At 61.5% G+C, this 12,213-nt stretch carries 10 protein-coding genes; 1 reads left to right on the top strand and 9 read right to left on the bottom strand.

Annotated elements, in window-relative coordinates; all coding sequences use genetic code 11:
• Window positions 1-401 precede the first annotated feature (401 nt).
• From EEB11_RS18915 to glpD, 9 genes are all read right to left on the bottom strand, one after another.
• Entirely contained in the window at window positions 402-1,529 is a 1,128-nt protein-coding gene (locus EEB11_RS18915) for an iron-containing alcohol dehydrogenase (RefSeq protein ID WP_135434093.1), read from the bottom strand.
• On the bottom strand, window positions 1,526-3,010 hold the full coding sequence (glpK, locus tag EEB11_RS18910; RefSeq protein ID WP_135434091.1) for a glycerol kinase GlpK: 1,485 nt from the start codon (window positions 3,008-3,010) through the stop codon (window positions 1,526-1,528). The genes EEB11_RS18915 and glpK overlap by 4 nt, the downstream gene beginning before the upstream one ends.
• 81 nt (window positions 3,011-3,091) lie before the next feature.
• Window positions 3,092-4,813: an ABC transporter substrate-binding protein gene (locus EEB11_RS18905; RefSeq protein ID WP_135434089.1), complete on the bottom strand. Its 1,722-nt coding sequence runs from the start codon at window positions 4,811-4,813 to the stop codon at window positions 3,092-3,094.
• Between the two features lie 82 nt (window positions 4,814-4,895).
• A complete protein-coding gene (locus EEB11_RS18900; protein WP_135434087.1) occupies window positions 4,896-5,312 on the bottom strand; it encodes a DUF2160 domain-containing protein in 417 nt (138 codons plus the stop codon).
• The gene (locus EEB11_RS18895; protein WP_135434085.1) at window positions 5,312-6,115 is read right to left on the bottom strand and encodes a carbohydrate ABC transporter permease; all 804 of its coding nucleotides are present in this window, start codon (window positions 6,113-6,115) and stop codon (window positions 5,312-5,314) included. Before EEB11_RS18895 ends, EEB11_RS18900 begins: the two co-directional genes overlap by 1 nt.
• Entirely contained in the window at window positions 6,115-6,987 is an 873-nt protein-coding gene (locus EEB11_RS18890) for a carbohydrate ABC transporter permease (RefSeq protein WP_135434083.1), read from the bottom strand. The genes EEB11_RS18895 and EEB11_RS18890 overlap by 1 nt, the downstream gene beginning before the upstream one ends.
• Window positions 6,987-8,063 (bottom strand): ABC transporter ATP-binding protein, encoded by a 1,077-nt coding sequence (locus EEB11_RS18885; protein ID WP_135434081.1) that lies wholly within the window; start codon window positions 8,061-8,063, stop codon window positions 6,987-6,989. Before EEB11_RS18885 ends, EEB11_RS18890 begins: the two co-directional genes overlap by 1 nt.
• A 1-nt stretch (window position 8,064) precedes the next feature.
• Complete coding sequence (locus tag EEB11_RS18880; protein WP_135434079.1) at window positions 8,065-9,165, bottom strand: ABC transporter ATP-binding protein; 1,101 nt, start codon at window positions 9,163-9,165, stop codon at window positions 8,065-8,067.
• Between the two features lie 10 nt (window positions 9,166-9,175).
• Entirely contained in the window at window positions 9,176-10,738 is a 1,563-nt protein-coding gene (gene glpD, locus EEB11_RS18875; protein ID WP_135434095.1) for a glycerol-3-phosphate dehydrogenase, read from the bottom strand.
• Between the two features lie 293 nt (window positions 10,739-11,031).
• Here glpD and EEB11_RS18870 point away from each other — a divergent pair, with 293 nt between their 5' ends.
• Window positions 11,032-11,793, top strand: a complete 762-nt coding sequence (locus tag EEB11_RS18870) for a DeoR/GlpR family DNA-binding transcription regulator (protein WP_135434077.1) — start codon at window positions 11,032-11,034, stop codon at window positions 11,791-11,793.
• Window positions 11,794-12,213 lie beyond the last annotated feature (420 nt).

Raw genomic sequence — 12,213 nt, 5'->3', positions numbered from 1 at the left:
ACGTTGTGAATCCTCTAAAGTCAGAGTTCTGCAACAACGCCGACTGGCGCACCCGGCTGCGCCGATCTCGATGGGGGCGGTGTTTCGCGTATGTGAGTCTGGTACTTCCTTTGCCGGATGCTTCGACCAAGAGGCAACCATTTGACCCTTATCTGAAACCTGCCACCTGGGCGCTCTTTGACACGGAAAGATCGTCTATGATGAGGGCATGCACCCGCTGCAACATTTGCTCCTCGCCACTCCCACAAATCGGATCACCTACACGATAGATGTTTAAGGTCCGCACCTATTTCCCCTTCACAACCGGAACATGACGGTTGCTGCGAGAGCGACGGCTGAGTCATCCTGCAACTGGAAAATACATCAGTCCTCAGCCAGTCGTGGACAAGGCGTTTGCGTGGTTAACCAGCCTGCTCAAGTATGGAACACAAATCTTGATGCGATATCTCAACCGGATTGCATTTGCTTGAGGATGCAGATTGAGCAGCGGTCGCAACAGAGGCGTGGTGGCTTTTGGTGACCCCAAGTGCGGAAAGTCGCGAAAGGCCGGCACCATGTGCCCAATTGGAAAGTGTTTCAGGGCCTTGCTCATCGGTGCAACCAAACACCTCTTCCAAAATGGCGCAGACGCGCTGCAGCTTTTGGCGCGACTGTCCCTCTGCCCGCGCGCGGTTTGCTGCGAGAACAGGCCCCAGCAGCGCACCGCAGATTGCGCCATGGGCGGCTCCGGTCCTGCCACCGATAACACCCGCAAACCCGTGCACCAGGCCAAGGCCGGCATTTCCAAGTGCGAGCCCCCCGCAAAGGGAGGCCCAGGCAAGGGTATCGCGGGCGGCAACATTCTCGCCTTGCTGCATTCGGATCAACGCGCGCAAAGCAGGTTCAATCGCGGGAAAGGCGATGGCATCGGTATAGGGCGTTGCCCTGTTTGAGACATAGGGCTCTATCAACTGGGTCACGGCATCCATGCCGGAGGCAAGGGTCACAGGCCATGGACAGTCGTCGGTGAGCGCAGGGTCGATGATCGCGATCCGCGCAATCATGCGGTCGTCTCGCAGGCTGACTTTCCGACCATGTTCAGGCAGGCCGATGACCGCATTCTTGGTCACCTCTGCCCCGGTTCCCGAGGTGGTCGGGATAGCGATAAAAGGAAGGGGTGCTGCAGTGAGGGGCAGGCCTTTGCCGACAACCTCCAGATGATCAAGGATGGAACCGGGAGCCGGGATCATTGCAGCCAGCGCCTTGCCCAAATCCAGCGCCGCACCGCCACCGATCGCAAGAACCCAATCAGGCCGGTGTGCGCGGGCGGCCTGTGTCGCGGTTTCCAGCATTGCTAACGTCGGCTCGCTGGCGCAGGCCAAAGCCAGGGTCTCTGGGCCAAGCATAGCAAGCATTGGTGCCGCCCGCACAGGGCTTGCCCCATGCACCAACAGCCCACGCGGGCCGAAATTCCGGGCCAAGCCTGCCGCCCGGGCGGCTTGGCCACGACCAAACAAGATCTGCGCCGGCTGAAGGATCGAAAAGGTCATATGGACATCGTTGCCTGCACCGCCCTGCCCCAGCGGGCATATTTCGCGGTGCGTGTCTCGGCGTCCATCCTCGGCTGGAACCGCTGCTCAAGCGCCCAGCTTTTGGCGAATTCCTCAGGGCTGCCGCAGATACCGGCATGCAATCCGGCAAGATAGGCGGCCCCCAGCGCGGTGGTCTCTGTCACCTTCGGGCGGTCGACCGGTGCGCCGAGGATGTCGGACAGGAACTGCATGGCCCAGTCGCTGGCGCTCATCCCGCCGTCGACACGCAGGACGCCGTCGGCGGCGGTGCCCCAGTCGGCGCGCATCGCATCCAGCAGATCGCGGGTCTGGTAGCCGACCGATTCCAGTGCCGCACGGGCCAGTTCTGCCGGGCCTGAATTGCGGGTGAGGCCGTAAACCGCGCCCCGGCAGTCGGGCCGCCAATAGGGCGCGCCAAGGCCGGTGAAGGCAGGCACAAGGATGACGCCCTGCGCCTCCTCGGCTTCTTCGGCGAGGCCTTGTGTTTCTGATGCGTGGCGGATGATCTTGAGCCCGTCGCGCAGCCATTGCACGACTGCCCCTGCGATGAAGATCGAGCCTTCCAGGGCATAGGTGGGCTTGCCGTTCAGTTGATAGGCAATGGTGGTGAGCAGGCGGTTGGTCGAGGGCACCAGGTCGGTCCCAGTGTTCAGAAGGGCAAAACAGCCGGTGCCATAGGTGGATTTCATCATGCCGGGGGCGAAGCAGGCCTGCCCTACAGTGGCGGCCTGCTGGTCACCCGCCACACCGGAGATGGGGATTTCACGCCCGAACAGATCGGCGCGCGTGGTGCCGAAATCGGCAGCACAGTCGCGCACATCGGGCAGCAGCGCCATGGGCACGCTCATCAGCCCGCAAATCTCGGCGTCCCATGTTCCGGTCGTAATGTTGTAGAGCATGGTGCGCGCGGCATTGGTGGCATCGGTTGCATGAACCCGGCCGCCGGTCAGGTTCCAGATCAGCCAGGTGTCAACCGTGCCAAAGGCCAGTTCTCCGGCTTCGGCCCGGGCGCGGGCCCCATCGACATGATCCAGCAGCCATTTCACCTTGGTCGCCGAGAAATACGGATCGAGCAGCAGACCGGTGCGGGCGGTGATCATCGGCTCATGGCCTGCCGCTTTCAGCGCCTCGCAGGTGTCTGCCGTGCGCCGGTCCTGCCAGACGATGGCGGGGTGGATCGGCTGGCCGGTGGCGCGGTCCCAGATCAGCGTGGTCTCACGCTGGTTGGTGATGCCGATGGCGGCGATGCTTTCAGCGCGCACCCCTGCCTTTTCCATCACCGCCCGCGCCGTAGCGGCCACGCTGGACCACAGGTCCGAAGGGTCATGCTCCACCCAGCCGGGGCGCGGATAATGCTGAGGGAATTCTTCCTGTGCCGAAGCCACCACCCTCAGGGTATCATCGAAGAGGATCGCGCGGCTGGAGGTGGTGCCCTGATCGATGGCAAGAATATGGGTCATGGCATCTCTTTCCGTGCGGTAGTCATCTGTTCTTAAAGATGAAAGGGGCACGGCAATCGCCCTGCCCCTTTCGGCGTCAGATCAGTTCCAGGATTTGATCAACTCGTCATAGCTGATGGTCTCGCCCTGTGGCTTTTCGTTTTCCAGTTTGGCGACCGGTGCGCCGGGCGCGTCGAGCCAGATTTGCGGATCCTGCGGCTCGTTCATCAGCGGGCCGATGTCGCCCTGGACGCCGGCACGTTCGATCCGCTCCATCACGCGTTCCTGCTCTTCGCACAGGGCGTCGAGGGCTTCCTGCGGGGTTTTGGCACCGGACATGGCGTCGCCGATGTTCTGCCACCACAGCTGGGCCAGCTTCGGATAGTCCGGCACGTTGGTGCCCGTAGGCGACCATTGCACGCGGGCGGGGGAGCGATAGAATTCCACCAGACCGCCAAGTTTCGGTGCCCGTTCGGTGAAGCTTGCGTGGTCGATGGTCGACTCGCGGATGAAGGTCAGCCCGACGTGGGATTTCTTCACGTCCACGGTCTTGGACACCACGAACTGCGCATAGAGCCAGGCGGCCTGAGCGCGATCGACCGGGGTCGATTTCATCAGCGTCCACGATCCGGCGTCCTGATAGCCGACCTTGGTGCCCTCCTGCCAATAAGCGCCGTGAGGCGAGGGGGCCATGCGCCATTTCGGCGTGCCATCCTCGTTCATCACCGGCAGGCCTTCTTTGACCATGTCGGCGGTAAAGGCGGTGTACCAGAACATCTGCTGGGCGATCTGGCCCTGTGCGGGGACTGGACCGGCCTCGCCAAAGGTCATGCCTTGCGCTTCTGGCGGAGTGTATTTCTGCAACCAGTCGATGGCTTTGGTCACGGCATAGACTGCCGCCGCATCGTTGGTGGCACCACCACGCGCAACGCAAGAACCGACAGGGCGCGAGTTTTCATCGACCCGGATGCCCCATTCATCGACCGGCAGGCCGTTTGGTTCGCCCACATCGCCCATACCCGCCATCGACATCCACGCGTCGGTGTAGCGCCAGCCCAGCGAAGGGTCTTTCTTGCCATAGTCCATGTTGCCCCAGGCCGAGGCCGGGCCACCGGCATAGGTCATGTCGCGACCGGTAAAGAATTCCGCGATGTCTTCATAGGCGGACCAGTTCACCGGCACACCGAGTTCGTAGCCGTAAGCAGCCTGGAAATCGGCCTTGGTCTTTTCGTCGTTGAACCAATCATAGCGGAACCAGTACAGGTTGGCGAACTGCTGGGTGGGCAGCTGATACAGCTTGCCATCCGGCGCGGTGGTGAAGGACGTGCCGATGAAATCGGCAATGTCGAGGTTCGGGTTGGTTACCGCCGCGCCCTCGCCCGCCATCCAGTCATCCAGGATGCGGACCTGCTGATAGCGCCAGTGGGTTCCGATCAGATCGGAATCATTGATATAGGCGTCATAAATGTTTTCGCCCGACTGCATCTGCGTCTGCAGCTTTTCGACCACATCGCCTTCGCCGATCAGGTCATGGGTGATCTTGATCCCGGTCATCGCGGTGAAGGCCGGGGCCAGAACCTTGGCCTCGTATTCATGCGTGGTGATGGTTTCCGACACCACCTTGATGTCCATGCCTGCATAGGGCTTTGCAGCATCGATGAACCACTGCATTTCCGCCTCTTGCGCGGCGCGGTCCAGCGTGGACATCTCGCCGATTTCAGCATCGAGGAACGCGCGGGCGGCCTCGATATCGGCCCAGGCGGGGGCCGACCCTGTGGCCATCAGCGCGAGCGCCATGGCGGTTGTGGCGTGACGAAGTCTCATTTCATTTCCTCCCAGAAGTGTTGGACTACAGATGGTGGGCCGGGGCGGTTCTTGGTGCCGCGCCCGGTCGTGGCCGACCTGTCTAGACCCAGCGGAACACCGCCGCGGCATAGACAAGGCAGAGGATGAGGGCACCCCAGAGCGGGGCCCCGAAGAAGAACAGCCAGCCAAGGTTGATGAAGGCCGAGCCGAGAAGCGAGATGAACAGCCGGTCGCCGCGGGTGGTTTCGATCCGCAGGACGCCGATGCGTGGCGTTTCAGGAAAGCGGATCGCGAGCAGGGTGAAGGTCACCAGCAGGCAGGCGATGGTCCAGAAGAACAGCGCGACCGGCAGGGTCCAGGCCATCCAGCCGCCCGGAGTCATCGGCGCGAACCAGTCGATGGCACCATCCTTTTGCGGCGCGGTCAGCAGGAGGGCAGCCAGACTGGCGGCCATGACGGCAGCGGCGGCGAGGGAGATCAGGGGCCAATTGGCACGCTTTGTGGTGGTCGTAGTCATCACACCCTTCCCAGGGCAAAGCCCTTGGCGATGTAGTTGCGGACAAAGTAGATCACCAAGGCACCCGGCACGATTGTCAGCACCCCGGCAGCAGCCAGCACCCCCCAATCCATGCCAGAGGCCGAAACCGTGCGGGTCATGGTGGCGGCAATGGGTTTTGCGTTCACCGACGTAAGCGTACGCGACAGCAACAGCTCGACCCACGAGAACATGAAGCAGAAGAAGGCGGCGACACCGATCCCTGATGCGATCAGCGGCATGAAGATCTTCACGAAGAATTTCGGGAAAGAATAGCCATCAATATAGGCGGTTTCGTCGATTTCTTTCGGCACGCCGCGCATGAAGCCTTCGAGGATCCAGACCGCGAGGGGCACATTGAACAGGCAATGCGCAAGGGCAACCGCGATATGGGTGTCGAACAGGCCAACCGATGAATAGAGCTGAAAGAACGGCAGCGCAAAGACGGCGGGCGGGGCCATGCGGTTGGTCAGCAGCCAGAAGAACAGGTGCTTGTCGCCCATAAATCTGTAGCGCGAAAAGGCATAAGCGGCAGGCAGGGCCACGGCAAGGCTGATCACCACGTTCATCGTGACGTAGATGATCGAGTTGACATAGCCCATATACCAGCTGGGATCGGTCAGGATGACCACGTAGTTGCGGAAGGTCAAATCCTGCGGGAACAAGGTGAAGCTGGACAGGATTTCGGTATTGGTCTTCAGGCTCATGTTCACCAGCCAGTAGATCGGCAGCAAGAGGAACAACAGATAAAGACCCATCACGATGGCAGAGGTTTTCATGCGCATCACTTGCCCTCCTGACGGTCAAGGTTGGTCATCACGGTGAAAAAGACCCAAGAGACGAGGAGGATGACGAGGAAATACATCAGGCTGAACGCCGCTGCAGGACCAAGGTCGAACTGGCCGATGGCCATCTTGACCAGATCGATCGACAGGAACGTCGTCGAATTGCCCGGCCCGCCCCCCGTGACCACAAAGGGTTCGGTGTAGATCATGAAGCTGTCCATGAAGCGAAGCAGGATCGCGATCAACAGCACGCCCTGCATCTTGGGCAGTTCAATATAGCGGAACACGGCCCAACGGCTGGCCTGATCGATCTTGGCGGCCTGATAATAGGCCTGGGGGATCGACTGCAGGCCGGCATAAGCCAGAAGCGCCACCAGCGAGGTCCAGTGCCAGACATCCATGACGATCACGGTCATCCACGCGTCAAACGGGTCGTTGGTGTAGTTGTAGTCGATACCGAGTGCTGCAAGTGTATGGCCGAGCAGACCAATATCGACGCGGCCAAATATCTGCCAGATCGTGCCGACCACGTTGAACGGGATCAGCAAGGGCAGAGACATCAGCACAAGGCAGAATGAGGCCCAAAAGCCGGATTTCGGCATGTTCAGGGCGATATAGATGCCAAGCGGCACCTCGATCGCCAGAATGATCGCAGAGAACAGGATCTGGCGGCCAAGCGCATCGTGCAGGCGCGACGAGGTGACCATTTCCTCGAACCACTCCAGCCCGACCCAGAAGAACTGGTTGTTGCCGAAGGTGTCGTTCATCGCGTAGTTTACCACCGTCATCAACGGCAGCACGGCGGAAAACGCCACCACCACCAGCACTGGCAGCACAAGGAACCAGGCCTTGTTGTTCTGCGTCTTGATCATCAGACAGCCCCCCCCTGCACGCGCCAGTCGTCGGCGTAGACGTTTATTTTCTGCGGCACAAAGGCAACGCGGGTCATATCCGCACCGATCTCCATCCCCTCGGGAGCGACAATGCTGAACGGCTGCCCCATGACCTCGGCCCGGATCAGCCGGTGACGCCCCACATCCTCGACGCGCTTGATGGACACGGGCAGGCCATCGCCGGCGGTCAGCGTGGCATACTCCGGGCGGATGCCGATCTGCGTGCGCCCTGCCAGCGGGGCGTAGGACGCGCCCAAGGCCACCGCCTCGCCCTGAACATGCGCGCGATTTCCATCGATCTGGGCAAAAAGCAGGTTCATGCCCGGCGAACCGATGAAGTAGCCGACAAAGGTATGTTGCGGCGTTTCAAACAACTCTTCGGGGGTGCCCATCTGCACAACGCGGCCATCATACATCACGACCACCTTGTCGGCGAAGGTCAGCGCCTCGGTCTGGTCATGGGTGACATAGATCATGGTGTGGCCAAAGTCGCGGTGCAGTTTTTTCAGCTGGGTGCGCAGCTCCCATTTCATATGGGGGTCAATCACGGTCAGCGGCTCGTCGAACAGGATGGCGTTGACGTCTTCGCGCACCATACCGCGGCCAAGGCTGATCTTTTGCTTGGCATCGGCTGTCAACCCTCGGGCTTTCCGCGACAGGCGGTCTTCCATGCCGATCATCTGGGCGATGGATTGCACGCGTTCGGCGATATATTTTGGGTCCATCCCACGATTGCGCAGTGGAAAGGCAAGGTTGTCGCGCACGGTCATCGTGTCGTAAACGACCGGAAACTGGAACACCTGCGCGATGTTGCGCTCGGACGTGGCAGCGTCGGTCACATCACGGTCACCAAACAGCACACGCCCCTGCGACGGGCGCAACAGCCCTGAGATGATGTTCAGCAGCGTGGTCTTGCCACACCCCGATGAGCCAAGCAGCGCATAGGCCCCGCCATCCTGCCAGACGTGGTCCATTTCCTTGAGCGCAAAATCCTCATCCTTGGTCGGATTGGGATAGTAACTGTGCGCCAGATTTTTCAGCGTGATCTGTGCCATGTTACGCGGCCCCCTTCATGTCTGACCGCGCATAGGTGGCGGCGGCGGCAAGGCGGCCTTCGGCATCGAACAAATACACATGCGCCGGATCAAGCCAGACGGTAAGCTCGGCCCCGTCGACCAGATCCTGCACCCCATGCACAAGACCAACCCATGTGTCGGACCCATGGACGAGGTGCAAAAACGTCTCTGATCCGGTGATTTCGGTCACGCCAAGCGTGCAGACAAACGGCACAGCATCGGGTGATGGCCGGTGCAGGGAAAGATGATTGGCGCGAAATCCTGCGGTATAGGTGCCATCGGGCAGTGCTGCGAAAGCGCCCGTTGCCGGGGTCGTCACCTCACCCAGGGCCAGCTGCGCAAATGTCTTGACGCAAGGCAGGAAGTTCATCGGCGGGTCTGAAAAGACGCGCGCCGTGGTCATGTCCGCAGGCAAGCGGTAAACCTCTGGGGTCGATCCAAACTGGGTCACACGGCCTTCGTGCAGGGCGGCGGTGTTGCCGCCCAGAAGCAGCGCCTCTTCGGGTTCGGTCGTCGCATAGACGAAGATCGCGCCGGAGGCTTCGAATATGCGGGGAATTTCGATGCGCAACTCTTCGCGCAGCTTGTAGTCTAGGTTGGCCAGCGGCTCATCCAGCAGCACCAGCCCCGCGCCCTTGACCAAAGCGCGCGCCAAGGCGCAGCGCTGTTGCTGACCGCCCGAAAGCTCCAGCGGTTTACGTTGCAGCATTGGGGTCAGGCGCATCATTTCGGCGGTATCGCGCACCGCCTTGTCGACAGAGGCGGCATCGCGCCCCATGAGGCGCAGCGGCGAGGCAATGTTTTCGTAAACCGTCATGCCGGGGTAATTGATGAATTGCTGATAGACCATTGCCACCTTGCGGTCCTGCACGCGCATTCCGGTGACATCCGCGCCTTCCCACAGAATGCGCCCGGTGGTCGGTGCATCAAGGCCCGCCATCAGCCGCATCAGGCTGGTCTTTCCCGCCAGCGTCGGGCCCAGAAGCACGTTCATCGTGCCCTTTTGCAGCGTCAGGGTCGTCGGGTGGATATGCACCCGCCCTTCGACCGACCGTGACACCGATTGTAATTCCAGAGCCATCAGGGTTCCCTTATTCCGCCGCCGGGCTGGCAGCCCAGCGGGTGGTCATGTAGTCGTCGATTGCCGCGATCTGGAGCGGGGTCAGTCGCAGGCCAAGTTTGCTGCGCCGCCAGACCACATCGGCGGCGTGTCGGGCGTATTCGCGATCCATCAGCCACCGCAGTTCCGCCTCGGTCAGGGTGGCACCGAAGTCGCGGCCCAGATCGGCCAGTGACCCGGCGGTGCCCAACAGAGTTGTGGCCTCCGTGCCATAGGCGCGGATCAGGCGGGCGGCGTGCGCGTCGGTCAGATAGGGATGGGCGGCTTTCAGCACGGCGGTCAGGTTGGCCACGCCATCGACCGGAAAATTACCGCCCGGCAAGGGCTGGCCCGCTGTCCACTTGCCGCTGACGCCGGGGAAGAACGGCTGCAGCTTTTCCAGCGCAGATTCGGCCAGACGGCGATAGGTGGTGATTTTGCCGCCGAACACGTTCAGCAGCGGCACCCCGGTCTGATCAAGGCTGAGCACATAATCGCGGGTCGCGGCAGTGGCCGATTTCGCGCCGTCATTATAGAGCGGGCGCACACCGGAATAGGTCCAGACCACATCATCGCGTGTGACCGGCTTGGCGAAGTATTTCGAGGCGAAATCCAGCAGGTAATCGCGCTCCTCATCGGTGCAGACAGCGTCTTTCGGGGCACCCTGATGGTCCTGGTCCGTGGTGCCGATCAGGGTGAAATCCTGCTCATACGGGATGGCAAAGATGATGCGGCCATCGGTGCCCTGAAAGAAGTAGCAGCGGTCGTGGTCATAGAGCTTGCGGGTGACGATATGGCTGCCGCGCACCAGCCGCACGCCTTCGGTCGAATTGATGCGGGCGACGGTGCGGATGATATCCTCGACCCACGGCCCGCCTGCGTTGACCAGCGCGCGGGCACGGTAGGTGGCGGGGCCATCGGGGCCGTTGGTGACGACCTCCCAATGATCGCCGGTGCGGGTGGCACTGATCACCGGGGTCTGCACCAAGATGCGCGCACCGCGCGCCTGCGCATCGCGGGCGTTCAGCACAACGAGGCGGGAATCCTCGATCCAGCAGTCGGAATACTCATAGGCATGGGCGAATTTGGCCTGCAACGGCTTGCCCGCCGGGTCGGTCTTGAGGTTGAGGGTGCGGGTGGCTGGCAGGATCTTGCGCCCGCCCAGCGTGTCATAGAGAAACAAGCCCAGCCGGATCAGCCAGGCTGGGCGGCGGCCCTTCATCCACGGCATCACCAGACCCAGCAGGCGGCTGGTCGGTGTGTCATTGTCGAACCGCATATCGCTGTGCCACGGCAGTACGAACCGCATCGGCCAGGAAATGTGGGGCATCGCCGACAGCAGAATCTCACGCTCCTCCAGCGCTTCGCGCACCAGACGGAATTCGAAATACTCCAGATACCGCAACCCGCCGTGGAACAGCTTGGTCGATGACGACGAGGTGGCCTGCGCCAGATCGCCCTGCTCGGCCAGAATGACCGACAGGCCACGCCCTGCAGCGTCGCGCGCAATGCCGCAGCCGTTGATTCCGCCGCCAATGATGAACAGGTCGGCCATGTCGGGCTGCCGGGCGTCTGTCACGGTATTCACGCTGTCGTCTCCCCCTTGGAAAGGTTGCCCCCCCATGTGGCAACCCTGCCTCACGGATCTGTCATGCGTCAACATGTTTTTTCGTTTATGCGCGATATGCTTCGTTTCGAACATATACGCACAGATCTCAGATGAAGTTTGACCGCTAATTCAAAAATATGCTGCAAACGCGCAAAAACGAATGCAAGTGCAGCATCGCATCAAGACAGTGACAATCTCCGCCGACCCGTGGCAGAAGGGGGGATCGAAAGGGCAAACACGTGGCATTGAATTTTCGGCAAAGCAGCATTCTGGACATCGCCCGGCAGGATGGGCGGGTGGCGGTGGAAGATCTGGCGCAGCGCTTTGACGTGACGCTGCAGACCATCCGCCGCGACCTGACCGAACTGGCCGAGGCCGGGCATCTGGACCGGGTGCATGGCGGGGCGGTACCGCGCACCGGCGTGGCCAATATCGGCTATGAGGCGCGCCGCAAGATGAACGAGGCGTCCAAGGCCGCGATCGCGCGGGCCTGCGCGGCGATGATCCCCGATAATTCATCAATGATCCTGAACCTTGGCACGACGACCGAAGCGGTCGCGCGCGAGTTGGTGCATCACCGCAATATTACGGTGGTGACCAATAACATGAATGTGGCCAACGTGCTGGTTGCCAACCCGGGCTGCGAGATCATGGTGGCTGGCGGTGCCCTGCGCCGCAGCGATGGCGGGTTGGTGGGCGAGCTGACCACGCAGTTCATCGAGCAGTTCAAGGTGGATTTCGCGATCATCGGCACCTCGGCACTGGACAGGGACGGCGATCTGCTGGACTTCGATCTGGCAGAGGTGCGGGTCAGCCGCGCCATTCTGCAACAGGCGCGGCAGGCGTATCTGGTTACCGATCACAGCAAGCTGGGCCGGTCAGCCCCGGCGCGGATTGCCAGCCTGTCGGAACTGGACGCCGTCTTCACCGACCAGCCCCTGCCAGACGGCCTGACGAGCGCTTGTGAAGGCTGGGGCACGCGGGTGGTGGTAGCAGGGTAAGAGCCCGGAAAGCGCGACCGAGGATAACCATCATGTCGAGGCGGTTCGACCCCCCGGGTTCGACCAAGTGTCACTGTTCTGGCGACTCGCAATCCCGCGCCGGATCTGATCCACCATTTCGATCACGGCTCCCAATACTGCTCTGTTGCCTTTCAGGCGCCGCTCCAGAACTGCGGCATGTCTGCGGCGGTCATCCTCTCCTTCAATACCTTTTAAAGCCTGTGTGGACCTGTCGCGGATCCGTTCCGGTCAGGTGCTCATGTTAAGCGGCCTTTCGTTCGAAGGCCACGGGGCTTTTCCAGCCCAATGCGGAATGCCGACGACGCGGGTTGTAGGGCCCGTGGACAATCAGGATTCCCATTTGGCTTGATTTCTGATTCAGCGGCGGGCCTACGACGAGTTCGCCGACACTGCCCTGCT

It is taken from the genome of Pseudotabrizicola sediminis (genome assembly GCF_004745575.1).
Classification (GTDB): Bacteria; Pseudomonadota; Alphaproteobacteria; order Rhodobacterales; family Rhodobacteraceae; genus Pseudotabrizicola; species Pseudotabrizicola sediminis.
Note: the sequence above shows the minus strand (reverse complement) of the source record. Positions and strands in the feature narration are given on the sequence as shown.